Below are 24,935 nucleotides of genomic sequence, written 5' to 3'. Positions count from 1 at the left end.
TGCGGTCGCCCGGCGCCCGTCAGGAGGCTTCCCGGGCGGTGAGGATCCGGGGGCCGTCGTCCGTGACGGCCACCGTGTGCTCCGCGTGTGCCGCGCGCGAACCGTCGGACGTACGGAGGGTCCAGCCGTCGTCCGCCTCGTAGTAGGCGTCCTTGCCGCTCCCGATCAGCATGGGCTCGATCGCGAGGACCATGCCGTGGCGCAGCGGCACTCCCCGGCCGGGGCGGCCCTCGTTGGGGACGTCCGGCTCCTCGTGCATGCGGCGGCCCACGCCATGACCGCCGAAGCCCGCCGGGATGCCGTAGCCGGCCGTACGACAGACCCGGCCGACGGCGTGCGCGATGTCGCCGACCCGGTTTCCGACGCGGGCCGCCTCGATGCCCGCCGCCAGAGCTCGCTCGGCGGTCTCGATCAGGCGCTGGTCCGCCTGGCGCGGGCGGCCGACCACGAAGCTGATCGCCGAGTCGCCCACCCAGCCGTCCAGTTCGGCGCCGCAGTCGACGGAGACGAGGTCGCCGTCGCACAGCCGGTGCCGGGTCGGGATGCCGTGCACGATCGCGTCGTTGACGGAGGCGCAGATCACCCCCGGGAACGGGGTGGGGGCGAAGGAGGGGCGGTAGCCGAGGAACGGTGAGGACGCCCCGGCCTCGCGCAGTACGTCCCGTGCCACCTCGTCCAGCTCCAGCAGCGAGACACCGACGCCGGCGGCCTTCCGTACGGCGGTCAGGGCCCGTCCCACCACCTGGCCGGCCGCGTGCATCGCATCGATCGACGTGTCCGTCTTCAGATCCATCATGCCAATTACTATACCGGTATTTAAATGGGGTGGTGCGGTGGACGGCGGTATTAGAATGGGGTCATGGTGCGTACCCCCCTCACCCCTGAAGAGCGTGAACGCGGCGAGCGGCTCGGGCTGTTGCTCCGTGAGGCGCGCGGCGGGCGGAGCATGGCCGAGGTCTCGGCGGCGGCGGGCGTCTCGGCCGAGACGCTCCGCAAGATCGAGACCGGGAGGGCGCCGACGCCGGCCTTCTTCACGGTGGCCGCGCTGGCCGGGGCGCTCGGGCTGTCCATGGACGAGCTGCTGGTCCGGTGTGCTCCGCTGGGCGTCTGACGGGCGCCGGGCGCGAGGCGACGCGCACCACGGGCGGGATCGCGCGCGGAGCCGCCCGCACACTCGCCGAAAACTGCGCGTAGCGGGCCCGTAACACGGCTGGTGTTGCCTGACGGGCGGAACGCTGGCGAGCGGGCGGGAGTCGGACATGGCTGTGGAGCGACTTCCGGGTCGTGTCCGGGAGTTCGCCGACTATCTGGACGGTCTCCTCGGGCGTCTGGATCAGGGCGGCGGCTGGTGCGCCGTCTTCTGGCAGCGGGACCCCGAGGGGATGCGCGCCTGTCTCCACGGCCGTGAGCTGCCGCCCTGGGACGTGCTGGAGTCGCTGCTGCAGGACCTCGCGGCCGCCCACGGCCCCGCCGCCGCCACGGCCGAGTGGGAACGCGCCCGCGCCCTGCACACGGCGGCCGTCTCGGCGTACGACGCCCTGCCCGGCGCCCTCGCCGTCCTCGGCGACCAGCTCGACTTCATGCTCCGTGAGCAGCGGTACGCCGCCGAACGCCGCTCCGAACTGACCGGCCGGGTCACGGCCGCCACCTCCCGCGAGGAGACCGAGGCCCTCCGCCTCGACCTCGCCTGGACCCACGACGACCACGACCGCGCCACCGCCCGCTGCGTCGAACTCAGGGCCCGGCTGTCCCGGCTGGAGGCGGGCGGGAGGGGCCCGGACGCCGGACCGCACCCGGCACGGCCCATCCGGCAGGAGGCCGAGCCACAGGCCGGTGAGCGGCGCGCCGGCGGCACGCCGGACTCCCCACGCCCCGCCGAACCCCGCAAGCGCCGCCGCGGCGGTGCCCGGTTCGCGGGGGCCGTCGAGGACGACGCCGTACCCGTCGCCGTACCGCCGCAGGCCCCCGCCGCGGCCGTGCCCGAGGTGTCCGGCGGGCGGCGTTCACCGCGTGGGGCGCGGTTCGCCGGGGTGGGGCCGGGGGAGGAGCCGGTGGAGCGGTCCGTCGAGGTGGTGGACGCGGACGCGGGGCCGGCCGTGGCCTGGGCCGTGGAGCGGCTGGCGCGGCTGCGGGCGGAGGGGCGCACGGGCGAGGCGCACGTGCTGCTGGTGGAGATCGCGCACTGGCCCGCCGCCCGGCTCCCGCTGCTCGCGGACGGGCTGCGGCGCGCCGGCCTCGGCGCCGACTGGGACACCCTGATGTGGGAGGCGGCCGCGCTGTCCGCCGAGCGGCTGGTCGCCGCCGCCGGCGCGCTGGAGGCGGCCGGGCGGGCGTCGGACGGGCGGCAGATGCTCCGGCAGGGCGTGGCCCGTCCCGCAGCGGAGATCGGCGCGGCCGTGCTGGAGCTGGCCGGGCAGGGACGGGACCGCGAGGTGCGGGCGCTGCTGGACGCCTACGTCCGCGTCCGCACGCCCGAGGAAGCGGCCCGCAGCGCCGCCGCCGACCCGGACCGGCTCGTCCCGCTCCTGCTGGAGGCCGCCGGGGGCGTCTCCGAGGAGCGCCACTGGGACCTGGTGCACGCCCTGCGGGTCGCCGGGTTCGCCCCGTGACCGGCTCCGCGATCACCCTAAGGAGTGTCAAACGTGATCGACTTCGCGGGTTGACGACGATGGTCTTGGCAAGGACGTCCAGGAGGCTTACTTTCGTCCCTCTACGGGCCGTTTCTACGGGCGTAGAGGCTCGGACGTAGCGTCGAAGGAGCAGCTCATGGCCAACGTCGTACGTGCCGCACTGGTCCAGGCCACCTGGACCGGCGACACCGAGTCCATGGTGGCGAAGCACGAGGAGCACGCGCGCGAGGCGGCCCGCCGGGGCGCGCGGGTCATCGGCTTCCAGGAGGTCTTCAACGCCCCCTACTTCTGCCAGGTCCAGGAGCCGGAGCACTACCGCTGGGCCGAACCGGTGCCCGGCGGGCCGACGGTCCGCCGGATGCGGGACCTCGCCCGCGAGACCGGCATGGTGATCGTCGTACCGGTCTTCGAGGTCGAGCAGTCCGGCTTCTACTACAACACCGCCGCCGTGATCGACGCCGACGGCTCCTACCTCGGCAAGTACCGCAAGCACCACATCCCGCAGGTCAAGGGCTTCTGGGAGAAGTACTACTTCAAACCCGGCAACCTGGGCTGGCCCGTCTTCGACACGGCCGTCGGCAAGGTCGGCGTCTATATCTGCTACGACCGGCACTTCCCGGAGGGCTGGCGGCAACTCGGCCTCAACGGCGCCCAGTTGGTCTACAACCCGTCCGCCACGCACCGCGGGCTCTCCTCCTACCTGTGGCAGCTCGAGCAGCCCGCCGCGGCCGTCGCCAACGAGTACTTCGTCGCCGCCATCAACCGGGTCGGCCAGGAGGAGTACGGCGACAACGACTTCTACGGCACGAGCTACTTCGTCGACCCGCGCGGGCAGTTCGTCGGCGACCCGGCGAGCGACAAGACCGAGGAACTCCTCGTCCGCGACCTGGACTTCGACCTCATCGAGCAGGTCCGGCAGCAGTGGGCCTTCTACCGAGACCGCCGCCCCGACGCCTACGAAGGACTGGTGCAGCCGTGAACGACCTCTACGCCCGCCACCGGGGCGTCCTGCCCGACTGGCTGGCCCTGTACTACGACGAGCCGCTGGAGATCACCCACGGCGAGGGCCGGCACGTCTGGGACGCCGCCGGCAACCGGTACCTCGACTTCTTCGGCGGCATCCTCACCACGATGACCGCGCACGCCCTGCCCGAGGTGACCAAGGCCGTCACCGAGCAGGCCGGCCGGATCGTCCACTCCTCGACCCTCTACCTCAACCGGCCGATGGTCGAACTGGCCGAGCGCGTCGCCCAGGTGAGCGGCATCCCCGACGCCCGGGTGTTCTTCACCACCTCCGGCACCGAGGCCAACGACACCGCCCTGCTGCTCGCCACCACCCACCGGCGCGCCAACACCGTGCTGGCCATGCGCAACAGCTACCACGGCCGCTCCTTCAGCACGGTCGGCATCACCGGCAACCGCGGCTGGTCCCCGACCTCGCTCTCCCCGTTGCAGACCCTGTACGTCCACGGCGGCGTCCGCGGCCGGGGCCCGTTCGCCGAGCTGGACGACCGCGCGTTCATCGACGCGTGCGTGGCGGACCTGGAGGACGTCCTCGGGCACACCCGGCCCCCCGCCGCGCTGATCGCCGAACCGATCCAGGGCGTCGGCGGCTTCACCTCACCGCCGGACGGCCTGTACGCGGCCTTCCGCGAGGTGCTGAACGCCCATGGCATCCTGTGGATCAGCGACGAGGTGCAGACCGGCTGGGGCCGCACGGGCGAGCACTTCTGGGGCTGGCAGGCGCACGCCCGCAGCGGCCCGCCGGACATCGTCACCTTCGCCAAGGGCATCGGCAACGGCATGTCCATCGGCGGGGTGATCGCCCGCTCCGAGATCATGAACTGCCTGGACGCCAACAGCATCTCGACGTTCGGTGGCACCCAGATCACCATGGCCGCGGGCCTCGCCAACCTCGGCTACCTCCTCGAACACGACCTCCAGGGCAACGCCCGGCGGGTCGGCGGACTGCTCCTCGAACGGCTGCGGGCGGTCGGTGCGGGGCTGCCCGGGGTCCGGGAGGTGCGCGGACGCGGCCTGATGATCGGCGTGGAGCTGGTCAGACCCGGTACCGACGAGGCCGATCCGCGGGCGGCCGCCGCCGTCCTGGAGGCGGCGCGCGAGGGAGGCCTGCTCATCGGCAAGGGCGGCGGCCACAACACCAGCGCCCTGCGCATCGCGCCGCCGCTGTCCCTGACCGTGGCGGAGGCCGAGGAGGGCGCGGCGATCCTGGAACGCGCGCTGAGGAGCACGTACCAGAGAGCGGGTTGACGGCGATGACCACCACCTCCTCCCACTCCCGGCACCCCGGCTGGCAGCCGCTGGAACCCGCCCTGTCCGTCCGGCAGGTGCTCACCCTTGAGCGGGTGCTCGCGGGGGAGCCCGAGGTGGTGGCCGGAGCCGGGCAGCTCGACCGGCCGGTGCGCTGGGTGCACGTCGCCGAGGCCGCCGACGTCGGGGTGATGCTCACCGGCGGCGAGATGGTGCTCACCACCGGAGTGCTGCTGGCCGGTGACGAGGCCAAGCAGGCCGAGTACGTCCAGTCCCTGCACCGGGCGGAGGCCGCGGCCGTCGTCCTCGGGCTCGGCCGGGCCTTTCCCGCGCCGCCCGAGGTGATGCGCCGGGCCGCCGAGCGGTGCGGGCTGCCCATGGTCGTCCTGCACCGGCCGTTCCCGTTCGCCGAGCTGACCGAGGAGGTCCAGTCGCGTCTTGTACGGCGGAAGTTCGCCGCCGTGAGCCTGTCGGAGGCCGTACGGACCGCGCTCACCGGGCTGATCACCGCGGGCGCTCCGCTGCAGCGCCTGCTCGACGAGGTCGCCCAGCACAGCGGCTGCCCCGTCGTCGTCACCAACCTCGCCCACCGCGTCCTCGCCACGGCGGGGGAGCGGCCGGCGGTGGACGACGTGCTGCGCGACTGGGAGCGGATCGCCCGCCAGGCATGGGGGCACCACCCAGGCCGTTCAGGCACTGGGGGAGGCAGCGAGGGCGACGGCTGGATCCGCGCCGAGCTGGGCGGGCGCGGTGAGCGGTGGGGCCGGCTGCTGCTGTGCGGATACCGGGGCGACACGGCCACCGGGCGGCTGCTCGCCGACCGGACCGCCGAGGCGCTCGTGCTGCACCGCATGCTCGGCGGCGGCTCCGCCCACAGCTGGGAGGAACAGTCGGCGCAGAGCCTGCTCACCGACCTCGTCTCCGGGGTCGTGCCCGCCCGGCAACTGCTGCCCCGGGCACGGGCGGCCGGGCTGCCGGTCAACCGGCGGACCTTCGTCCCCCTCGTCGTGCCCGGCGGGGATCCGGGCCAACTCGACCGGATGCTGCGGCTGCTGGGCCTGTCCGGGCTGGTCGCCGAGCTGGCCGACGGCGCCACCGCCGTGCTGCTCAGCCTCGCCCGCGACCAGCACGCCGAGGCGCTCACCGCACACTTCGCCGCGCGGCTGCGGACGGAGAGCGGGGTGCCGAACGCGGTGGTCGCCGCCGCCGATCCGCGCACCGTGTGGGAGGACGTACCCGCCGCGCTGCGGGAGGCCCGGCATGTCGCCGACGCCGTCGCCGACTCCTCCGCCGTCCTCGAACTGCCGGCCGTCGTCCGGCTGCGCGACGTCCATCTGCGCGGCCTGGTACGGCTGTTGCGGGACGACCCGCATGTGCAGTCCTTCGCCGAGCGGGAGCTGGACGGGCTGCTGTGCGGAGCCGACCAGGAACTGCTGAACGTGCTGCGGACGTATCTCGCGACGGGCCGCAACAAGTCCCGCACCGCCCAGCTGCACCACGTCTCCCGGCCCGCCCTCTACCGCCGGCTGGAGGCCATACAGGCACGGCTGGGCGTCGACCTCGACGACTTCGAGCAGGCGGCCTCCGTGCACATCGCGCTCCTCGCGCATGACGCGCAACAGGGGTGAAACATCCGACCTGGGAAAACGGCGGTGAAACATGAATCGGCGAACACGTGACACGGTGGCACGCCGACCGCCCGCGGACGTGACACGCTGCAACTCAAACCGGCCCACCGGACTTCCTAGTCTCGCCGTACACCGAGCGACCGGAGGTCCCGATGAGCCGAGTGATCCGTGCCGCCCTCTTCCAGACCGCCTGGACCGGCGACAAGGAGTCGATGATCCAGGTCCACGAGCAGGCGGCCCGCGACGCGGCCGCGCAGGGCGCCCAAGTCCTCTGCTTCCAGGAACTGTTCTACGGCCCCTACTTCTGCCAGGTGCAGGACAAGGCCTTCTACGAGTACGCCGAGCGGATCCCCGACGGCCCCACCGTCCGGCGCTTCCAGGCGCTGGCGCGGGAGCTGGGCATCGTCCTGGTCCTGCCCATGTACGAGGAGGAGCAGCCGGGCGTCCTGTACAACACCGCCGCCGTGATCGACGCGGACGGCTCCTACCTCGGCAAGTACCGCAAGACCCACATTCCCCAAGTGCAGGGCTTCTGGGAGAAGTTCTACTTCCGGCCCGGCAACAGCGGCTGGCCCGTCTTCGACACGGCCGTCGGCCGGATCGGCGTCTACATCTGCTACGACCGCCACTTCCCGGAGGGCTGGCGGGCGCTGGGCCTCGCCGGTGCCGAGATCGTCTTCAACCCCTCGGCCACCTCGCGCGGCCTCTCCCGCTACCTGTGGCAGCTGGAGCAGCCGGCGGCTGCCGTCGCCAACGAGTACTTCGTCGGCGCGATCAACCGGGTCGGGGTGGAGGACCTGGGCGACAACGACTTCTACGGCACCACCTACTTCGTGGATCCCGAGGCCCAGTTCGTCGGCGAGGTGGCGAGCGACAAGGAGCCCGAACTCGTCGTCCGCGACCTGGACCTGGCCAAGCTCCGCGAGGTCCGCGACCGCTGGCAGTTCTACCGCGACCGGGCCCCCGGCGCCTACACGCCGCTGACCGCGCCCTGACCGCAGCGTCCACCCTGGCAGGAGAGGGACCATGAGCAGCCGTACCGTCATCCGCGGTGGCCTCGTCATCACCGCGTCCGACGAGATCCACGCCGACGTCCTGATCGAGGACGGCCGCATCGCCGCCCTCGCCGCCTCCGGCACCCCCGCCGCCGAGGCGTTCGGCGGCGACCACGTCATCGACGCCACCGGGAAGTACGTCATCCCGGGCGGCGTCGACGGACACACCCACATGCAGATGCCGTTCGGCGGCACGACCGCCGCCGACACCTTCGAGACCGGTACCCGCGCCGCCGCCTGGGGCGGTACGACCACGATCGTCGACTTCGCGATCCAGAGCGTCGGCGGCACCCTGCGCGAGGGCCTGGACGCCTGGCACGCCAAGGCCGAGGGCAACTGCGCGATCGACTACGCCTTCCACATGATCGTCTCCGATGTGAACCAGGAGACGCTCAAGGAGATGGACCTGCTGGTCGAGGAGGGCGTGACCAGCTTCAAGCAGTTCATGGCCTACCCCGGGGTGTTCTACTCCGACGACGGCCAGATCCTGCGGGCCATGCAGCGCGCCGCCGAGAACGGCGGGCTGATCATGATGCACGCCGAGAACGGCATCGCCATCGACGTCCTGGTCGAACAGGCGCTGGCCCGCGGCGAGACCGACCCCCGCTACCACGGGGAGGTCCGTAAGGCCCTGCTGGAGGCCGAGGCCACCCACCGTGCCATCAGGCTCGCGCAGGTCGCCGGGGCCCCGCTGTACGTCGTGCACGTCTCGGCGCAGGAGGCGGTCGCCGAACTGGCCAGGGCGCGGGACGCGGGGCTCAACGTGTTCGGCGAGACCTGCCCGCAGTACCTGTTCCTGTCCACCGACAACCTCGCCGAACCGGACTTCGAGGGTGCCAAGTACGTGTGCTCCACCCCCCTGCGCCCCAGGGAGCACCAGGCGGCCCTGTGGCAGGGCCTGCGCACCAACGACCTGCAGGTGGTCTCCACCGACCACTGCCCCTTCTGCTTCACCGGCCAGAAGGAGCTGGGCCGGGGCGACTTCTCCAGGATCCCCAACGGCCTGCCGGGCGTGGAGAACCGCATGGACCTGCTGCACCAGGCCGTCGTCGACGGGCACATCTCCCGGCGCCGCTGGATCGAGATCGCCTGCGCCACCCCGGCCCGCATGTTCGGCCTCTATCCGAAGAAGGGCACCATCACCCCGGGCGCCGACGCCGACGTCGTCATCTACGACCCGCACGCCGAACAGATCATGTCCGCCGAGACGCACCACATGAACGTCGACTACTCCGCCTACGAGGGCAGGCGCACGACCGGTCGCGTCGAGACCGTGCTCTCGCGCGGCGAACTCGTCATCGACCAGCGGGAGTACACCGGACGCGCCGGTCACGGCGCCTTCACTCCGCGCACCACCTGTCAGTACCTCAACTAGGAGTGGCGCCCATGGACTTCGGACTCGTCCTGCAGACCGACCCGCCCGCCTCCCGTGTCGTCAGCCTCATGAAGCGGGCCGAGCGCAACGGCTTCACCCACGGCTGGACCTTCGACTCCGCCGTGCTCTGGCAGGAGCCGTTCGTGATCTACAGCCAGATCCTCGCGAACACCACCGGGCTGCGGGTCGGCCCCATGGTGACCAACCCGGGCACCCGCACCTGGGAGGTCACCGCCTCCACCTTCGCCACCCTCAACGACATGTTCGGCAACCGCACGGTGTGCGGGATCGGCCGCGGCGACTCCGCGATGCGCGTCGCCGGCCGCAAGCCCAACACGCTGGCCCGGATCAGCGAGGCCATGAAGGTGATCCGCGCTCTCGGCCGGGGCGAGGAGGCCGACCTCGGCGGCACGAAGATCCGCTTCCCGTGGGTCGCCCCCGGCGCCGAACTCCCGGTCTGGATGGCCGCGTACGGCCCCAAGGCACTGAAGATGGCCGGCGAGGAGGCCGACGGCTTCATCCTCCAGCTCGCCGACCTCTACCTCACCGAGTACATGGTGAAGGCCGTCAAGGACGCGGCCGTCGCCGCCGGCCGCGACCCGTCCGAGGTCACCGTCTGCGTGGCCGCCCCCGCCTACGTCACCGCCGACGACTCGCCCGAGGCGCTCGCCCACGCCCGCGAGCAGTGCCGCTGGTTCGGCGGCATGGTCGGCAACCACGTCGCCGACCTGGTCGCCAAGTACGGCGAGCACTCCGCCCAGGTCCCCGACGAACTCACCGAGTACATCAAGGCCCGCCAGGGCTACGACTACGCCCACCACGGGCGCAGCGACAACCCCGACACCCGGTTCGTGCCCGACGAGATCGTCGACCGGTTCTGCCTGATCGGGCCGGCCGAGAAGCACATCGAGAAGCTCAACGCCCTGCGCGAGCTGGGCGTCGACCAGTTCGCCGTGTACGACATGCACGACGCCCAGGAAGCCACCATCGACGCCTACGGCTCCCGGGTGATCCCGGCGGTCAACGCCTGACCGTCACAACCCCGTTGGTCTCCCCCTTCCCGCGGTCCAGCCGCGGCGAGGGGGCACAGGGCGCCCGCCCGCGCACCCCCCATGCGCCGCCCGCACGGCCTCTCCCGACCCACCTCACCCCGATTGGCCCGCCCATGACCGACACCGCCCCCTCCGCCATACCCCTGTCCGGCCAGGTGACCCGGCCGGACGGGCGGGTCGAACTCGCCCCCGGCACCCGGCCGCCCGGCGGCCGGTACGCCAACGAGGACCTGCTCCCCGTCCCGGTGGACAGGCGCACCTGGACGACGTACAACTTCTCCGCGCTGTGGGTCGGCATGGCCCACAACACGGCCTCCTGGACCCTGGCCTCCGGGCTGATCGCGGTGGGCATGGACTGGAAACAGGCCGTGTTCACCATCGCCCTGGCCAACCTGATCGTGCTCGTGCCGATGCTGCTCACCGGCCACGCCGGACCCAAGTACGGCATCCCGTTCCCGGTCTTCGCCCGCGCCTCCTTCGGCGTGCGCGGTGCCAATCTGCCCGCCGTGGTACGGGCGTTGGTGGCGTGCGGCTGGTTCGGCATCCAGACCTGGATCGGCGGAGAGGCCATCTACTTCCTCGCCGGCAAGCTCATCGGCGACAGCTGGGCGAACGCCTCGCACATCGGCGGCCACGCCTGGACCATGTGGCTGTCGTTCGCCGTCTTCTGGGTCATCCAGATCGCCATCATCTATCGGGGCATGGAGACCATCCGCCGCTTCGAGAACTGGGCGGCGCCCTTCGTCCTGGTCGGCGCGTTCGTGATGCTGTGGTGGATGAGCAGCAAGGCCGGGGGCATCGGGCCGCTCTTCGACCAGCCGTCCAAGCTGGGCTGGGGCGGCGACTTCTGGAAGCTGTTCTGGCCCTCCCTGATGGGCATGATCGGCTTCTGGTCGACCCTGTCGCTGAACATCCCCGACTTCACCCGCTACGGCCGGAGCCAGCGGGCCCAGACCCGGGGGCAGGCCCTCGGCCTGCCGACCACGATGACCCTGTTCGCCTTCCTGTCCGTGCTGGTCACCTCCGGCTCCCAGGCGGTCTACGGCGAGCCCGTCTGGGACCCGGTCCAGCTCGCCGCCAAGACGGACAACGTGGTCGGTCTGCTCTACGCCCTGGTCACCGTCCTGGTGGCGACCCTGTCCGTGAACATCGCGGCCAACCTGGTCTCCCCGGCGTTCGACTTCTCCAACGTGGCCCCGCGCAAGGTGAGTTTCCGCACCGGTGCGCTGATCACCGCGGTCCTGGCCGTGCTGATCTTCCCGTGGAAGCTGTACTCGGACCCGCAGGGCTACATCTTCACCTGGCTCGGCCTGGTCGGCGGTCTGCTCGGCACCGTCGCGGGCATCCTCGTCGCCGACTACTGGATCCTGCGCCGCACCCGGCTGGTCCTCGCCGACCTGTACCGCGCGGGCGGCCGGTACTGGTACGCGGGCGGCTGGAACTGGCGGGCGGTGGCCGCGTTCCTGGCCGGCGGCGTGCTGGCGATCGGCGGCGCCGACTTCCATCCGCTGATCGACGGCCGCCCCATCCCCGCCCTGTCGTCCCTCGCCGACTACGGCTGGGCGGTGGGCCTGGGCACCTCCCTGGTGCTGTACCTGACGCTGACCTGGCTCACCGGGCACAAGGAGGACACGGCGGAGGCGGCCGTCTGAGACGGGCCCGCCCCGGTGGCCCCGGCCGCCGGGGCGAACCGCACCCAACCCCAACCTCGTTCGGGCACAGGCCCGTTGAGATACTCACCAGTTGTGAAGAGACGAGCGTTTCTGTGGTCCGCCGCCTGCCTCGCGCTGGCCTCCTGCCATGCCGGGATGGCGACCGCCGGACCGGAGACGGAGCGGAGCGGGCCGGTACCCGCGGACCAGCGCCGGGCCGCGCCCGATCTCGTGGGCGACAGCCTGGACGGCAGACCGCTCCGGCTGGCCGACTACCGGGGGAAGGTGGTCGTCCTCAACGCCTGGGCGTCCTGGTGCGGTCCCTGCCGGGCCGAGGCGCCCGAACTCCGAGCCGCCCACGAACACCTCGCCGCGAAGGGCGTACGGGTCCTCGGGCTCGACGCCGACACCGACCCCGCGGGCGGCCGCGCCTTCCAGCGGGAGCACCGTCTCGGCTACCCCAGCTTCCGGGACCCCTCCGGCCGGCAGATGCTGAGGTTCCCCAGGGGAACGGTGCCGCAGGGCGTGCCGTTCACCGTCGTCATCGACACCCGGGGCAGGATCGCGGCCGTCCACGCCGGACCCGTCACCGAACGCGAGGTGCGCGACCTGGCGCTGCCGCTCACCCGCTCCTGAGGGGCGGTCAGCCGGACGTGCCCGACCCCAGGGCGGCCACGGCGCTCTTCGCCGCCTTGATGGCACCCTTGTTGATCTCGTCCGTGCTCGGGGCCTTCTTGGTCTCGAAGTCGCTGCCGTTGTAGGTGATGACGACCAGTGCGTTGGAGGCCCGTACCAGCACCACGCCCTCGCGGGTCTCCTGCTTGTTCTCGGTGGTGAGGTTCACGACCGAGTAGCCGGCGTCACCGACGCCCGGAACCTCGCCTCCGCCGCTCTTCTCCGTGACGCGCTGCTGGTACTCCTTCTTCGCGGCGTCGTCCGAGCCGGTGATCTCGAACGAGACGTCGAGCCAGCGGTAGTCGTAGCCCTGGAGGGCGTTCCAGGAGCAGGTGCGGCGCAGCGAGGTGTCCGTCGACGGGATCTCCTTGCCCGCCGTCTTCGCCCCGGGCACCAGGGACTTGACGGTCGCCACGGGCACGCTGGAGCAAGGGGCGGGCGCGGCCTTGTACGACTTCGACACCGCGGTGGACGACGGCGCGGACGCCGAGCCGGTGGGCGTCCGCTGGGCCGGCCGGTGATCGGCGGCCGTCGGTGCGGCCGGACCCGACGACAACGCCCAGCCGGCGCAGGCGAGTACGACGACCGGCGTCAGGCGCGCGGTCAGGGCGAGCGGCAGAGGCAGTGAACGCACGGCGCACTTCTCGTGGGGGAAGGGGGCGCGGAAGGGTCCCGCGGGGTGGGCTGGGACGACAGTGTCACACGACTCCCTGTGCGGCGGAAGGGCGAACTCGCTGTGTGCCCGGCCGGTAACCGAGGCTCATGGACGCCGGGTTGCAAATCCCGTTATGTCCGGTCAGGGGACGCGGGCGGTCCACTCCGGCGAGGTGAACTTCGTCCGCGCCAGCTCCTCGGCCCGCGCCAGTTCCCCTTCCGTCACCTTGCCGGCCACGAGGCCGTACCGCCCCCGGAACGACTCGATCATCCGCTCGATGACCGCGTCCCGCGGCAGCCCCGTCTGCCGGCGCAGCGGATCGACCCGCTTCTTCGCGCTCCTGGTGCCCTTGTCGGACAGCTTCTCCCGCCCGATCCGCAGCACCTCGAGCATCTTGTCCGCGTCGATGTCGTACGACATGGTCACGTGGTGCAGCACGGCCCCGGGACCGCCGCCCGGCCCGACGACCCGCTTCTGCGCCGCGCCCGCGATCTTGCCCTGGTCGGTGGCGATGTCGTTCAGCGGCTGGTACCAGGCGCGGATGCCCATCTCGCCGAGGGCGCCGAGCACCCAGTCGTCCAGATAGGCGTAGCTGTCCTGGAAGGACAGGCCCTGCACCAGCGACTCGGGCACCGACAGGGAGTAGGTGATCGTGTTGCCGGGCTCCACGAACATGGCGCCGCCGCCGGAGATCCGCCGCACCACCTCGATGCCGTGCCGGGCGGCGCCCTCCGGGTCCACCTCGTTGCGCAGCGACTGGAAGCTGCCGATGATCACCGACGGCGCGCCCCACTCCCACACCCGCAGCGTGGGCGGCCGGCGGCCCGCCGCCACCTCGGCGGTCAGGACCTCGTCCAGGGCCATGTGCAGTGCCGGCGGCTGCGGGCCCTCGTGGATGAGCTGCCAGTCGTAGTCGGTCCAGTCCGTGGCGTGCGCGAGCGCCCGGCGCACCGCGATCCCGACGCCCTCCGAGGTCAGGCCGTACATGACCGTCCCCGCGGGCAGCGCCGCGTCGATCCGCGCCGCCAGCCCGGTCGCGTCGGTGTCCGCCGGGGCGCCCTCGAGCGCCCGGTTCACCGCGTCGAGCGCCTCGTCCGGCTCCAGGAAGAAGTCACCCGCCACGCGCACATCGCGCAGTACACCGTCCTCGGCCGCCACGTCCACGACGATCAGCTTGCCGCCGGGCACCTTGTACTCACCGTGCACTGCCTGGGCCTCCCTCTTCCATCAGGAGATCAACGCAGGGGGCCGCGGTGGTGTTCCCGGTGGAGGAGGTGAAGGAATGGCCACGGGAGCCGGGCCGAACCTGCACGGCGTCTGCGCCGGGCGTCTTTGATACTGGTGGACCCGGCCCACACGCGCGAGCACCGAGGTGACAGATGCGGTTCACCACCCGGCCCACCCTTCAGGGCACCTTCGGCATGGTGTCAGCCACGCACTGGCTGGCCTCCCAGTCGGCGATGGCGGTGCTGGAGGACGGGGGCAACGCCTTCGACGCGGCCGTGGCCGGCGCCTTCGTGCTGCACGTGGTGGAACCGCACCTGAACGGGCCCGCCGGCGAGGTGCCCATCCTGCTCGCGCCGGCCGGCGGCGAGGTGCGCGTGCTGTGCGGGCAGGGCGTCGCCCCGGCCGCCGCCACCGTTGCGCACTACCGGGGGCTCGGTCTGGACCTCGTACCCGGCACCGGACCGCTCGCCGCCGCCGTGCCCGGCGCCTTCGACGCCTGGCTGCTGCTCCTGCGCGACCATGGCACCAAGTCGCTCGAGGACGTCCTGAAGTACGCCATCGGATACGCCGAACACGGGCACGCGCCCGTGGAGAAGATCGGCGCGACCGTGGAGAGCGTACGGGAGCTGCTCGAGACCGAGTGGACCTCCTCCGCCGAGGTGTACCTGCCCGGCGGCCGGGCGCCCCGGCCCGGCGAACTGCTGCGCAACCCCGCCCTGGCCGCCACCTGGCGGCGGCTGCTGGCCGAGACCGCCCGGGCCGGCGGCCGCGAGGCGCGCATCGACGCCGCGCGCGAGGTGTGGCGCTCCGGCTTCATCGCCGAGGCCCTGGTACGGCAGTCCCGGCGGCCCACGCTGGACACCAGCGGACGGCGGCACACCGGCACCCTCACCGAGGCCGACCTGGCCGGCTGGTCGGCCGGCTACGAGGCGCCGGTGACCTACGACTGGAACGGCTGGACCGTGTGCAAGGCCGGCCCGTGGAGCCAGGGCCCCGCCTTCCTCCAGCAACTGGCGCTGCTCCCGCCCGAGCTGCCCGCGTACGGCTCGGCGGACTACGTCCACCTGCTGATCGAGGGCTGCAAGCTGGCCATGGCCGACCGGGAGGCCTGGTACGGGGACGCGGCCGACGTGCCGCTCGCCGCGCTGCTGTCGGACGAGTACAACGCCGGCCGCCGTGCCCTCATCGGCGAGAAGGCCTCCTACGAGCTGCGCCCCGGCAGCCCCGGCGGGCGCTCCCCGCGCCTGCCCGCACAGGCCCACGCGCGCGTGGGAGGCGACGATACCGGCTTCAGCCCGATGGGCGCGGGCGAGCCGACCGTCGCGGACCTGACCGGCGAGGCCCAGGTGGCCGCCGACGGCAGCACCCGCGGCGACACCTGCCACCTGGACGTCGTGGACCGCTGGGGCAACATGGTCGCGGCCACGCCCAGCGGCGGCTGGCTGCAGTCCAACCCGGTCGTGCCCGAACTCGGCTTCCCGCTCGGCACCCGGCTGCAGATGACGTGGCTGGAGGAGGGGCTGGCGAACTCCCTCACCCCGGGCCGCCGCCCCCGCACCACCCTGACCCCGTCCCTCGCCCTGCGCGGCGGCGTCCCGGTCATGGCGTTCGGCACGCCCGGCGGGGACCAGCAGGACCAGTGGCAGCCGCACTTCTTCCTCGCCGCCGTGCTGCGCGCCCCGGTCCGCGGCGGCCTCGACCTGCAGGGCGCGATCGACGCCCCGAACTGGCACAACGACAGCTTCCCCAGCTCCTTCTACCCGCGTGGCCGGCGCCCCGGCAGCGTCACCGTGGAGTCCCGTACGGATCCCGGGGTGATCGACGAACTGCGCCGCCGGGGCCACGACGTCACGGTCGGCCCCGGCTGGTCGGAGGGCCGCCTGTGCGCGGTGGCCCGGGACCCGGAGACGGGCATCCTGTCGGCCGCGGCGAACCCGCGCGGGATGCAGGGGTACGCGGTCGGCCGCTGACGGCCGGTCCGGCACCCGCTCTTCATCCCGATTCCACCCGGTGTCCACCGACCGGGCGGGGATTGTCAGTGGCACGTGGTCTCATGGAGGACATGATCGACGAAACGGAAACCATCGAGGAGTTTCTCACCCGCGGCTCGGCCGACGTGGAGGAAGCGGTCCGCAAGGCCGCGGCGGCCGAGATCCTGCCCCGCTTCCGCCACCTCGCCGAGCACGAGGTGGACCGCAAGAGCGGCCCGCACGACCTGGTCACGGACGCCGACCGGCTCGCCGAGCAGCGGCTCACCGAAGTCCTCGGCGCCCTGCTGCCCGGCTCGGTCGTGGTCGGCGAGGAGGCGGTGCACGCCAACCCGGCCACCTACGAGGCGATACGGGGCGACGCGCCGGTCTGGATCATCGACCCGGTCGACGGCACCCGACAGTTCGTGCACGGCGACGAGGGCTTCTGCACGCTGGTCGCGCTCGCCCACCGGGGCGTCGTCCAGGCCTCCTGGACCTACGCCCCCGTACCGGACCGGTTGGCCACGGCCGTCCGCGGCCGGGGCGCCTTCCTCGACGGCGAGCGGCTGTTCGCGGGGCCGCCCGAGCCCGGCCGCGACCTCGCCCTCGCCACCTCCCACCCGGACTTCACCACCGACGAGCAGAAGCACGCGCTGCGCGCCCTGTGGACCGACGGCCTGGCCCCGCGCCCCTGCGGCTCCGCGGGACTGGAGTATCTCGCCGTGGCCCGGGGCGAGTTGGACGCCGTCGCGTTCTCCTGGGAGGCGGCCTGGGACCACGCGGCCGGCCTGCTGCTGGTCGAGGAGGCGGGCGGCGCCCACCTCACGCTCACCGGTGAACCGTTCCGGGTGACCGGTGGCAACACACTGCCGTTCACCGCCGCCCGGGACGCCGCCACCGCCCGCCGCGTGGCGCACCTGCTGGGTACGGGCGGCTGAGGCACCCGGCCCCGGTCACCGCGGGGCCACCGGCATATCCTGATCGCGAGTGGCCATCGGCTGACGAAGGAGTCCGAAGGTGCCGTCGATGCTCGATGCGGTCGTGGTGGGTGCGGGACCGAACGGTTTGACCGCTGCCGTGGAGCTGGCCCGCAGGGGCCACTCCGTCGCCCTGTTCGAGGCGCGGTCCACCGTCGGCGGCGGCGCGCGCACCGAGGAGCTGACGCTGCCCGGCTTCCGGCACGACCCGTGCTCGGCCGCCCACCCCCTCGGCATCAACTCGCCCGCCTTCCGCGCCCTGCCCCTGGAGCGGTACGGCCTGCGGTGGGTGCACGCGGGCCTGCCGATGGCGCACCCGTTCCCGGACGGCAGCGCGGCCGTGCTGGCCCGGTCCGTCGCCGAGACGGCGGCCTCCTTCGGGTCGCGCGACGCGGGCGCGTACCGCAGGCTGGTCGAGCCCTTCCTGGCCAGGTGGGACACCCTGGCCAGGGACTTCATGTCCCTGCCGTCGACCGCGCTGCCCCGCGACCCGGTGACCCTGGCCCGCTTCGGCCTCGCCGGACTGCCGCCCTCCACCCTGCTGATGCGCCGCTTCCGCGACGAGCCCGTCAAGGCCCTGTTCTCCGGCCTCGTCGCCCATGTGATGGCGCCCCTCGGCGGCTTCGCCACCGGCGCCATCGGCCTGGTCTTCGCGCTGGCCGCGCACGCCCGCGGCTGGCCCCTGGCCCGTGGCGGCTCCCAGGCCATCTCGGACGCCCTCGCCGCCTACCTCACGGACCTCGGCGGCACCGTCCACACCGACTACGAGGTCAAGCGCCTCGACGACCTGCCGCCGGCCCGCGCGTACGTGTTCGACACCTCGCCCGCCGCGCTCGCCCGCATCGCCGGCTTCGGCGGCCACTACGACCGCTTCCGCTACGGCCCCAGCGTCTTCAAGATCGACTACGCGCTGGACGGCCCGGTCCCCTGGACCGCCCCCGAGGCCCGGATCGCCGGCACCGTGCAGGTCGGCGCGAGCCAGGCCGAGATCGGCACCGCGTTGCACGCCGCGTCCCGCGCGGGCCGCGCCCCCGACCGGCCGTTCCTGATCACCGTCCAGCCCAGCGTGGCCGACCCCACCCGGGCGCCCGAGGGCAAGCACGTCTTCTGGGCCTACGGCCACGTCCCGAACGGCTGGCGGGGCGACCTCACCGAGGCCATAGAACGCCAACTGGAGCGCTTCGCCCCCGGCTTCCGTGACCGCGTCCTCGCCCGCGCCACCACGGGCCCCGCCGAACTCGCCGCCCACAACGCCAACTACGTCGGCGGTGACATCGCCTGCGGCGCGGCCTCCGGGCTCCAGCTGCTGCTGCGCCCCAGACTGTCCCTTTTCCCGTACCACACCCCCCATCCGGCCGTCTTCATCTGCTCCTCGGCCACCCCGCCGGGCCCCGGCGTGCACGGCATGTCGGGGCACAACGCGGCCAAGGCCGTCTGGCGGAGACTGAGGCAGACATGACCACCATCACCCTCGTCCAGGGCGACATCACCCGGCAGAGCGCCGACGCGATCGTCAACGCCGCCAACTCCTCCCTGCTCGGCGGCGGAGGCGTGGACGGCGCGATCCACCGCAGGGGCGGCGCCGCGATCCTCGAGGAGTGCCGCGCGCTGCGCGCCTCGCGGTACGGCAAGGGCCTGCCCACCGGACAGGCGGTCGCCACCACGGCCGGCGCGCTGGACGCCCGCTGGGTCATCCACACGGTGGGCCCGGTCTGGTCCGCCACCGAGGACCGCTCGGAACTCCTCGCCGGCTGCTACCGCGAGTCCCTGAAGGTCGCCGACGAACTCGGCGCCCGCACGGTCGCGTTCCCGGCCGTCTCCACCGGCGTCTACCGCTGGCCGATGGACGACGCGGCCCGCATCGCGGTGCGGGCGGTGCGGGACACACCGACCTCGGTCGAGGAGGCGCGCTTCGTCCTCTTCGACGAGCGGGCGTACGAGGCGTTCGCCGCGCGGCTCCGCTGACGAACGCTGCGGTGCGCGAGCGGCTGCGCGCGGTGGGCCGGGCGGTGGCGGTCGAGGACGACGAACTGCATGAGGCGCTCAGGGAGCCGCGGGAGTTGCTGGACGTGGTGCACAACCACGCCGAGAACTACCGCACGGCCGAGGAGTAAGAGCGGCGCAACGAGATGGGGCTGGGGCGGCGACCCGCTCCGCCAAGGCCGAATCGCGTGAGTGAGGGGGGCGGTTGCAGCGCCGCGTGGGGGGAACGGGGCGGCGCTGCAACGGGTCGATCCTGGCGCGCTCGCGGCTGGTTGACCATCCGGGGCCCGTACGCACGGATACGCAATCAATTCGAGGCCGCCTCGAGGGCCTGGGCGAGTTGCTGCCGGGAACGCACGCCGATCTTCTGGAGCGCCCGGGCGACGTGCTGCTCGACGGTCCGCGGGGACAGGTGCAGGGTGGCGGCTATCTCCCGGTTGGACATGCCCGCGGCGGCGAGTTCCGCGACCTCCGCCTCGCGCGGCGAGAGCACATCGCCGTACCGGGGGCGCCCGGGGGACCGGCGTTCCCCGGCGGGCTGGTGAAGGCGCAGGTCGGCGCGGGTGCGGGCGGCGTCCCACGGCGCGCTGAGCGAGTCGAACACCGTGGCGCAGTCGGTGAGCGCCGCGAGCGCGGCGCCGCTGTCGCCGTCCAGGGCGAGGGCGCAGCGGGCGGCGCTCGCAGAGGTGAGGGCTTCGTGGTAGGGGCGGGGCAGCCCGCGGTACGCGGCGGCGCTCCTCTCGTAGAACGCGGCGGCCTCGGCCGTCTTCCCCGTGTGCTCGGCGAGGACGCCGCGGGTCCATGCGAGAGCGGCCTCGGCCGACGGCGCGTCGCGGCCCTCCAGTCCGGCCGCGAACTCGTCGGCCATCGCGCTCGCGGTGGACGCGTCGCCGGCCCGCAGGGCCGCTTCCACCGCCCAGGGGGCGAGTTCCGCGGCCCAGGCCCACAGACCCTTGGCGCGCAACCGTTTCCACGCGGCGGCGGCCTGCGCGGCCGCACCGGCGATGTCGTCGTGAGCGAGGGCGAGTCTGGTCAGGGCACCGGACACGGTCGCCGAGATCGGTACCGGACCGGTGTCGAGATCGGCCGCTTCGGGGCCGGTCAAGTGGGCGACCGCGTCCGCCCATTCGCCGCGGGACAGGGCGAGCAGTCCGAGGACCATCCGGGCGTCGGAGGTGAGGTAGGGCATGTCGCCGGCCTCGTCGACGAACGCGCGGCACCGATCGGCCAGTCCGGACCAGTGGCCGGTCGCCCAGTCGAGGACGAGGGCGCAGCCGCGGCCGGTGTGCTCGGCGTAGACGGCGCCGCTGCGCGCGGCCAGATCGACGCCCTCGGCGAGCAGGGCACGCGACTTCTCGTAGTGGCCCAGCCACACCACCGCGTCCGCCGCGTTGCACAGGCCGCGGGCGGTCTGCTGCCGGCAGCCGACGAGGTCGCTGTCGCGGGGCAGGCGCTCGATGAGCCTCCAGGCGGCCGGGTCACCACTGTTGAGCAGGACACTCACGTGGTTCGCGGCGACGGCGGCCTGAACCACGGGGTCTCCCGACTCGTCCGCGACGGCCACGGCCCGCTCGCTCCAGACGATGTTCTCGGTGAACGACGCGTCCGGTCCGTACGGCATGGCGAGCGCCGACATCGCCCGGGCCATCGGCACCGGCCGGTCCTGCAACTCGTCGACGGCGCAGGCGAGTTCGTGCCGGCCTTCGATGACCAGGCCCATCTGGTTGCACTGCAGGAGTCCGAGGTCCAGACGGATCTCACCGCGCACGGCAAGGGGCAGGCCCGGGTCGGCGACGATGTGCCGGAGAACCTTCAGCGTCTGGTCGGAGCGCATGCCCACCACCGCGCAGCGGGCGAGCAGCATGGCGAGCCGGGAGCGGGCCTGCTCGGGGACCGGGGCGGTCGCCAGCGCCGACTCCAGAAGGCCCACGGCACGCTGCTGCTCGCCGGCGTCCTCGTACTGCTGTGCGGCGCGTTCCACAGCGTGCAGCCAGCCCCGTTCGTCGCCGCAGGCGCGGCGATGGCCGGCCACGCGTTCCCACGGGACGGGATGGCACCCGGTGAGCAGGCGCGCGGCCCGTCGGTGCAGTACCTCGCGAACGGGCCCGGTCGCCGCGCGCCGGACGGCGGAGGCCGCGAGGGGTGAGACGAAGCCGTACCGGTCGTCGCCGTGCTCGACCAGGGCCGCTGCGCGCAGGGCTGCCGCCAGGGCGTCGTGACCGGCCCGGCCGGTGAGGCCCGACACGACGGCGAGGTCGCGGGATGCGGCGGGCTCGTCGAGGACGGCGGCGGCGAAGACGATCTGCCGGTGCTCTTCGGGCACGGCGGCGGTACGCCGCAGAACCAGGGCGTCGAGGCGGGGAGGGGCGTCCAGCCGGCCGAGGGCCACGGGAAGCGGCCGACCGTCGGCGGGGAAGTCCGCGACCAGCCCGTCGAGCAGGTCGGCGACGGTCTGCGCGACGCCCCCGGAGGCGCGGTGCAGGGCGTCGGCCAGGCCGTCCGGACAACGGCCCGCACCGAGCGCGTGGTCGGCCATCCGGCGGACGTCGTCGACGTCGAGCGGCCCGAGGACATGCCGTACCACTGTGAGGGTGGCCGGGAACTCGGTGTCGGGTCCCAGGGCCAGCCCCGGCTCGGGGAGTTCCTCGGGGCGGTAGCTCAGGACGCACGCGAGGTGAGCGGGCGGGGCGGCGAGCAGAGCACGCAGGCCTGCGGTGTCCGCGGGCGCCGCGCGGTGCACGTCCTCGGCGATGAGCAGCATGGGGCCGGGCGGTGGCCCGTAGGGGGCCGTCCGGTGCACGGTCTCGGCCCGGGCCGCCGCGAACCGGTGCAGCAGGCGGCTCTTGCCGGTCCCCGCGGGACCCTCGACCAGAAGCAGGACGGGCCGTCCGGGCCCGTCGAGGTCGAGCGCCGAGGCGAGCCGTCTCAGCAACGCGGCCTCGGCGCCGTCCCCTGTTCCGGCGTCCGGCATGGTTCGTCACCCCGATTTCACACACACAACCTTGTTGTTTGCGTATCCGTACTCAGTCTGCCCTGATTGCCGCTGCCCCGGGCGGCGGGCACTGTTGAAATCCGTAAGTCCCCGGGTCCGCGAGGAGCGGCGGGGCCCGCCGTCGACACGGTCGGATGCCAAGCAGGAGTACGGCGTGAGCAACGTGACGTATGCGAGCCCCGGTGGGGCGTCCCTCGATGTGGATGAGCCTGCGAGATCCGAGTGCCTTCACCAGTCGGCGCCTGCCGGTGCCGGGCGGGTCCTGGCGGTGGCCGCTCTCGCGGCGTCTGCGCATGCCGTACCCCAACTCCGGCGGCTGGCAAAGGCGGTGGCGCACAGCCGCCGGCTGTCCGGAGCGGCGCAAGAGGCGCTCGCCGTGGTCGTCAGCGAACTGGCGACCAACGTCGTCCTGCACAGCGGCAGCGCCGACCTCACGGTGATGTTGGAGGTCGGCGACGCCGCGCTGACCGTGGAGGTACGCGACCGGGGGCGGTGGCGGCAGCGTCCCGCCCCCCGCTGTGAGGAGGCCGACATGGACGCCGAATTCGGCCGCGGGCTCGCCCTGGTCGACGCGTACTCCGTGGACAGATCCGTGCATTGTTCCGACGAGGGCACGCTGATGCGCGTCGTGATCGCCCTGTGACACCGTCCGAGGGTGCCCGCCGGGCCCGCCTCCGCACCGATTGAGCGCGGCACAGCGCGGGCCGACGGGGCTCGGCCGGGTCAGATCCCCTGTCTGCTGGCGTCCCCCCGGCGAGGCCGTCGTGCCGAGTCGTCGCTGTGTGGGCGTCGTGCTCCGGGTGGACGTGGTCGTCGGGGGTGCCCTGGCGGATCGGGTGGGCGGCGGGGGCCAGACGCACGTCGCGCCGACGCCGAGACCATCTTGGTGCGTGTACGACTGAGTTGGTCGACGGCAGGATGAGGCCGACCGGCGACTCGTGGTCCGCGACGGCTACCACCGGCCCGCGTATTGAGGACCGGTGCTCTGCGCGACCACGTGCCGCTTGACCTGGGACTCCCGCGAGGGCGAGTCCGTCTTGTCATACGGCCCCGTGATCTCGGTGAGGAGCGGGGTGAGGGTGCGACGAGAGGGTCCGGCGCCCGGGCGTCAACTCAGCAGCCGGCGCTTCTGGGCCTCGAACTCCTCGTCCGTCAGGACCCCTTGCGACTTCAGATCGGCCAGTTGCTTGAGCTGATCGATCTTGTTGGTCATGTCGTCGCCGGCTGCCGGCTGTGCGGCGGCGGGCGCGGGCGGCGGGGTCATCTGCTGTTGCTGCGCGTACTGTTGCTGCTGCGCGTACTGCTGCTGTTCGTACTGCTGTTGCTGCTGCTCGGTGTCCTGCTGCGCCCATCGGCCGGCCTGCCGGCGTGAGACGCGGTTGGACACGGCGGTTGCGGTACCGGCGACGACGGCGGTGCGTGCGACGCCCCTGAGCAGTCCGGGCATGATCTTCATCTCCCAGTGTCGAAAGGGCCGGCCGGTCAGGCGGCCGCGGAACCGCCGGGAGGAACCGTCTCCTCCGTGGCGTCCAGCGCGGCCAGCAGGGCCTGGACGGGGATGCGGCCGCTGGCCACGAGCTGGGCGCCGCTGCGCCGGAGCGCGCGGGCCAGGGGAGCGGCCCACAGGTTCTCGTACACCAGCACCGCGGCGGAGTTGCCGGGCTCCAGCGCGTTGCCCGCCTCGTCGATGTCGCCCTGGTCCAGCAGGCCGGCGGAGGCGCCCTCGAAGACGGTCAGGTCGATCTCGTCACCGAGGTCCCGCAGCTCCAGCGCGACGACCGAGCCGTCGGTCTCCTTGCGGATGAAGGCCAGGTCGATGACGCGGACGATGCCCCGCTCGGCGAGATCGACCAGCAGCGGGAACGCCTCGCCCGTCATACGGTTGCCCGGGAACTCGATCACGAGGTAGTCGACGGGGCCCATTTCTTCGACGCTGTCCATGACCACTCCTTGGAAGCCGCGTTCGTCCGCCCCCAGCGCCAATTCCAGCACGCGGCGCGGGGCCCCGCACTTCCGAACCCGTACGCGTCACCCGGTGAGCTGGTAGATGCTCTTGCCCACCAGCCAGAACCCCAGCACCAGGCAGAGGCTCACCAGCGCCTGGTCCTGGTGGCCCTCCATCCACGCGCGCAGCCTCAGCAGGCGGACCTTCGCCGCCGTCGGGGAGAACAGCACGTACAGCTCCACGGCCAGCAGAGTCGCGGTGGCGAGCAGACAGAAGCCGCACAGGGCGAGCCAGGTCGTGAAGTGCGAGGTGTCCGCCTCCACCACCGTCGTCGCCCCCGCCGCGACCATGCCCCAGGGCTGCAGCAGGACGGCGAGCCCCGCGGCGGCCCAGGGCGTACCGCGGTCCATCTGGGCAGTGAGCCGTGAGGACGAGGACTCCCGGACCGGTGCCGCGCCGGCCGTCCGGCGACGTCGCCGGCGCTCGCCGTAGAAGATCAGCGACAGCCCGATGAGCAGCTTGACCGCGAGGACGGCGGTCGAGGGCGGGGATTTGGGCGGTGGCGGCTGCCCGCCGGTGAAGGCGAGGACGATCGCGATCACCGCGACCAGGCAGGCCAGCCAGCTCAGGATGAACACCAGCCCCTTCCAGACGCCCTTCGCCGACGCCACCACCAGGACGAAGGCCATGAGGGGAAGCGGGTCGAGGGTGATGGCCAGGCCGATGAGCAGCAGGTCGAGCACCATGGCGGACCCCAACGTGTCGGAACACCACGAGGGTAGGCAGGAGCCGCCGGAACGACATCTCGTGGCCGCGGGCCCGGGGCCGGCGGATCGTCTCCGGGGTGC

General features: G+C 72.9%; 23 protein-coding genes. 16 read left to right on the top strand and 7 right to left on the bottom strand.

Translation table 11 applies throughout. The features are described from left to right. Positions 1-19: 19 nt before the first annotated feature. The gene (gene map, locus ACFVVO_RS27140) at positions 20-796 is read right to left on the bottom strand and encodes a type I methionyl aminopeptidase (RefSeq protein WP_390058206.1); all 777 of its coding nucleotides are present in this window, start codon (positions 794-796) and stop codon (positions 20-22) included. A 63-nt stretch (positions 797-859) separates the two neighbouring features. Between map and ACFVVO_RS27135 the strand changes: the two genes are divergently transcribed. The 10 genes from ACFVVO_RS27135 (at position 860) to ACFVVO_RS27090 (ending at position 12,299) form a co-directional block, all read left to right on the top strand. Beyond that, positions 860-1,111, top strand: coding sequence for a helix-turn-helix domain-containing protein (locus tag ACFVVO_RS27135; RefSeq protein WP_390058205.1), 252 nt, complete (start codon positions 860-862; stop codon positions 1,109-1,111). 148 nt (positions 1,112-1,259) lie between these two features. Continuing rightward, positions 1,260-2,609 carry a hypothetical protein gene (locus tag ACFVVO_RS27130; protein WP_390058204.1) on the top strand — a complete coding sequence of 450 codons (1,350 nt, stop codon included), beginning with the start codon at positions 1,260-1,262 and terminating at the stop codon, positions 2,607-2,609. Between the two features lie 157 nt (positions 2,610-2,766). Beyond that, on the top strand, positions 2,767-3,609 hold the full coding sequence (locus ACFVVO_RS27125; RefSeq protein ID WP_390058203.1) for a nitrilase-related carbon-nitrogen hydrolase: 843 nt from the start codon (positions 2,767-2,769) through the stop codon (positions 3,607-3,609). Beyond that, on the top strand, positions 3,606-4,901 hold the full coding sequence (locus ACFVVO_RS27120; RefSeq protein ID WP_390058202.1) for an aspartate aminotransferase family protein: 1,296 nt from the start codon (positions 3,606-3,608) through the stop codon (positions 4,899-4,901). Before ACFVVO_RS27125 ends, ACFVVO_RS27120 begins: the two co-directional genes overlap by 4 nt. A gap of 5 nt (positions 4,902-4,906) precedes the next feature. Beyond that, the gene (locus ACFVVO_RS27115; protein WP_390058201.1) at positions 4,907-6,529 is read left to right on the top strand and encodes a PucR family transcriptional regulator; all 1,623 of its coding nucleotides are present in this window, start codon (positions 4,907-4,909) and stop codon (positions 6,527-6,529) included. 152 nt (positions 6,530-6,681) lie between these two features. After that, the gene (locus tag ACFVVO_RS27110; RefSeq protein WP_250400376.1) at positions 6,682-7,524 is read left to right on the top strand and encodes a nitrilase-related carbon-nitrogen hydrolase; all 843 of its coding nucleotides are present in this window, start codon (positions 6,682-6,684) and stop codon (positions 7,522-7,524) included. Positions 7,525-7,555: 31 nt separating this feature from the next. Continuing rightward, on the top strand, positions 7,556-8,959 hold the full coding sequence (gene hydA, locus ACFVVO_RS27105; RefSeq protein ID WP_390058200.1) for a dihydropyrimidinase: 1,404 nt from the start codon (positions 7,556-7,558) through the stop codon (positions 8,957-8,959). An 11-nt stretch (positions 8,960-8,970) separates the two neighbouring features. Beyond that, positions 8,971-9,990 carry a TIGR03842 family LLM class F420-dependent oxidoreductase gene (locus tag ACFVVO_RS27100; RefSeq protein WP_390058199.1) on the top strand — a complete coding sequence of 340 codons (1,020 nt, stop codon included), beginning with the start codon at positions 8,971-8,973 and terminating at the stop codon, positions 9,988-9,990. Positions 9,991-10,124: 134 nt separating this feature from the next. Beyond that, positions 10,125-11,663 (top strand): NCS1 family nucleobase:cation symporter-1, encoded by a 1,539-nt coding sequence (locus tag ACFVVO_RS27095; RefSeq protein ID WP_390058198.1) that lies wholly within the window; start codon positions 10,125-10,127, stop codon positions 11,661-11,663. A 93-nt stretch (positions 11,664-11,756) separates the two neighbouring features. Next, complete coding sequence (locus ACFVVO_RS27090; protein ID WP_390058197.1) at positions 11,757-12,299, top strand: TlpA family protein disulfide reductase; 543 nt, start codon at positions 11,757-11,759, stop codon at positions 12,297-12,299. 7 nt (positions 12,300-12,306) lie between these two features. On the opposite strand, the gene ACFVVO_RS27085 is transcribed toward ACFVVO_RS27090, so the two are convergent. Together ACFVVO_RS27085 and ACFVVO_RS27080 are read right to left on the bottom strand one after the other, a co-directional pair. Next, positions 12,307-12,972 carry a hypothetical protein gene (locus ACFVVO_RS27085; protein ID WP_390058196.1) on the bottom strand — a complete coding sequence of 222 codons (666 nt, stop codon included), beginning with the start codon at positions 12,970-12,972 and terminating at the stop codon, positions 12,307-12,309. A 162-nt stretch (positions 12,973-13,134) separates the two neighbouring features. Beyond that, positions 13,135-14,199: a biotin/lipoate A/B protein ligase family protein gene (locus ACFVVO_RS27080; RefSeq protein ID WP_390058195.1), complete on the bottom strand. Its 1,065-nt coding sequence runs from the start codon at positions 14,197-14,199 to the stop codon at positions 13,135-13,137. 173 nt (positions 14,200-14,372) lie between these two features. Between ACFVVO_RS27080 and ACFVVO_RS27075 the strand changes: the two genes are divergently transcribed. The 5 genes from ACFVVO_RS27075 to ACFVVO_RS27055 all read left to right on the top strand — a co-directional run bounded on the left by ACFVVO_RS27075 (position 14,373) and on the right by ACFVVO_RS27055 (position 19,281). After that, positions 14,373-16,190 (top strand): gamma-glutamyltransferase family protein, encoded by a 1,818-nt coding sequence (locus ACFVVO_RS27075; protein WP_390058194.1) that lies wholly within the window; start codon positions 14,373-14,375, stop codon positions 16,188-16,190. A gap of 92 nt (positions 16,191-16,282) precedes the next feature. Then, entirely contained in the window at positions 16,283-17,128 is an 846-nt protein-coding gene (locus ACFVVO_RS27070; RefSeq protein WP_390058193.1) for an inositol monophosphatase family protein, read from the top strand. 88 nt (positions 17,129-17,216) lie between these two features. Continuing rightward, on the top strand, positions 17,217-18,626 hold the full coding sequence (locus ACFVVO_RS27065; RefSeq protein ID WP_390058192.1) for a phytoene desaturase family protein: 1,410 nt from the start codon (positions 17,217-17,219) through the stop codon (positions 18,624-18,626). Next, on the top strand, positions 18,623-19,132 hold the full coding sequence (locus ACFVVO_RS27060) for an O-acetyl-ADP-ribose deacetylase (RefSeq protein ID WP_390058191.1): 510 nt from the start codon (positions 18,623-18,625) through the stop codon (positions 19,130-19,132). Before ACFVVO_RS27065 ends, ACFVVO_RS27060 begins: the two co-directional genes overlap by 4 nt. Positions 19,133-19,143: 11 nt before the next feature. Next, positions 19,144-19,281 (top strand): hypothetical protein, encoded by a 138-nt coding sequence (locus tag ACFVVO_RS27055; protein WP_390058190.1) that lies wholly within the window; start codon positions 19,144-19,146, stop codon positions 19,279-19,281. 176 nt (positions 19,282-19,457) lie between these two features. Here the strand turns inward: ACFVVO_RS27055 and ACFVVO_RS27050 are convergent, their stop codons facing one another. Then, the gene (locus ACFVVO_RS27050; RefSeq protein ID WP_390058189.1) at positions 19,458-22,121 is read right to left on the bottom strand and encodes a LuxR C-terminal-related transcriptional regulator; all 2,664 of its coding nucleotides are present in this window, start codon (positions 22,119-22,121) and stop codon (positions 19,458-19,460) included. Between ACFVVO_RS27050 and ACFVVO_RS27045 the strand changes: the two genes are divergently transcribed. Continuing rightward, positions 22,120-22,785: an ATP-binding protein gene (locus tag ACFVVO_RS27045; protein ID WP_390058188.1), complete on the top strand. Its 666-nt coding sequence runs from the start codon at positions 22,120-22,122 to the stop codon at positions 22,783-22,785. The genes ACFVVO_RS27050 and ACFVVO_RS27045 overlap by 2 nt on opposite strands. 465 nt (positions 22,786-23,250) lie before the next feature. On the opposite strand, the gene ACFVVO_RS27040 is transcribed toward ACFVVO_RS27045, so the two are convergent. The 3 genes from ACFVVO_RS27040 to ACFVVO_RS27030 all read right to left on the bottom strand — a co-directional run bounded on the left by ACFVVO_RS27040 (position 23,251) and on the right by ACFVVO_RS27030 (position 24,833). Continuing rightward, positions 23,251-23,589, bottom strand: coding sequence for an SHOCT domain-containing protein (locus tag ACFVVO_RS27040; RefSeq protein WP_390058187.1), 339 nt, complete (start codon positions 23,587-23,589; stop codon positions 23,251-23,253). 35 nt (positions 23,590-23,624) lie between these two features. Then, on the bottom strand, positions 23,625-24,083 hold the full coding sequence (locus tag ACFVVO_RS27035) for a DUF6325 family protein (protein ID WP_390058186.1): 459 nt from the start codon (positions 24,081-24,083) through the stop codon (positions 23,625-23,627). 87 nt (positions 24,084-24,170) lie between these two features. Then, the gene (locus tag ACFVVO_RS27030) at positions 24,171-24,833 is read right to left on the bottom strand and encodes a GAP family protein (protein ID WP_390058185.1); all 663 of its coding nucleotides are present in this window, start codon (positions 24,831-24,833) and stop codon (positions 24,171-24,173) included. Positions 24,834-24,935 lie beyond the last annotated feature (102 nt).

Source organism: Streptomyces sp. NPDC058145, assembly GCF_042884245.1.
Lineage (GTDB): Bacteria > Actinomycetota > Actinomycetes > Streptomycetales > Streptomycetaceae > Streptomyces.
The sequence above is the reverse complement of the archived record's forward strand: the minus strand, read 5'-3'. Positions and strand labels throughout refer to the sequence as shown.

Excerpts from the sequence above, each read along its gene's own strand:
- ACFVVO_RS27070 (WP_390058193.1), top strand. The coding sequence starts at position 16,283 with ATGATCGACGAAACGGAAACCATCGAGGAGTTTCTCACCCGCGGCTCG.
- map (WP_390058206.1), bottom strand. The coding sequence starts at position 796 with ATGATGGATCTGAAGACGGACACGTCGATCGATGCGATGCACGCGGCC.
- ACFVVO_RS27130 (WP_390058204.1), top strand. The coding sequence starts at position 1,260 with ATGGCTGTGGAGCGACTTCCGGGTCGTGTCCGGGAGTTCGCCGACTAT.
- ACFVVO_RS27115 (WP_390058201.1), top strand. The coding sequence starts at position 4,907 with ATGACCACCACCTCCTCCCACTCCCGGCACCCCGGCTGGCAGCCGCTG.
- ACFVVO_RS27035 (WP_390058186.1), bottom strand. The coding sequence starts at position 24,083 with ATGGACAGCGTCGAAGAAATGGGCCCCGTCGACTACCTCGTGATCGAG.
- ACFVVO_RS27050 (WP_390058189.1), bottom strand. The coding sequence starts at position 22,121 with ATGCCGGACGCCGGAACAGGGGACGGCGCCGAGGCCGCGTTGCTGAGA.
- ACFVVO_RS27095 (WP_390058198.1), top strand. The coding sequence starts at position 10,125 with ATGACCGACACCGCCCCCTCCGCCATACCCCTGTCCGGCCAGGTGACC.
- ACFVVO_RS27125 (WP_390058203.1), top strand. The coding sequence starts at position 2,767 with ATGGCCAACGTCGTACGTGCCGCACTGGTCCAGGCCACCTGGACCGGC.
- ACFVVO_RS27060 (WP_390058191.1), top strand. The coding sequence starts at position 18,623 with ATGACCACCATCACCCTCGTCCAGGGCGACATCACCCGGCAGAGCGCC.
- ACFVVO_RS27040 (WP_390058187.1), bottom strand. The coding sequence starts at position 23,589 with ATGCCCGGACTGCTCAGGGGCGTCGCACGCACCGCCGTCGTCGCCGGT.
- ACFVVO_RS27100 (WP_390058199.1), top strand. The coding sequence starts at position 8,971 with ATGGACTTCGGACTCGTCCTGCAGACCGACCCGCCCGCCTCCCGTGTC.
- hydA (WP_390058200.1), top strand. The coding sequence starts at position 7,556 with ATGAGCAGCCGTACCGTCATCCGCGGTGGCCTCGTCATCACCGCGTCC.
- ACFVVO_RS27065 (WP_390058192.1), top strand. The coding sequence starts at position 17,217 with ATGCTCGATGCGGTCGTGGTGGGTGCGGGACCGAACGGTTTGACCGCT.
- ACFVVO_RS27110 (WP_250400376.1), top strand. The coding sequence starts at position 6,682 with ATGAGCCGAGTGATCCGTGCCGCCCTCTTCCAGACCGCCTGGACCGGC.
- ACFVVO_RS27045 (WP_390058188.1), top strand. The coding sequence starts at position 22,120 with ATGGTTCGTCACCCCGATTTCACACACACAACCTTGTTGTTTGCGTAT.
- ACFVVO_RS27135 (WP_390058205.1), top strand. The coding sequence starts at position 860 with ATGGTGCGTACCCCCCTCACCCCTGAAGAGCGTGAACGCGGCGAGCGG.
- ACFVVO_RS27030 (WP_390058185.1), bottom strand. The coding sequence starts at position 24,833 with ATGGTGCTCGACCTGCTGCTCATCGGCCTGGCCATCACCCTCGACCCG.
- ACFVVO_RS27075 (WP_390058194.1), top strand. The coding sequence starts at position 14,373 with ATGCGGTTCACCACCCGGCCCACCCTTCAGGGCACCTTCGGCATGGTG.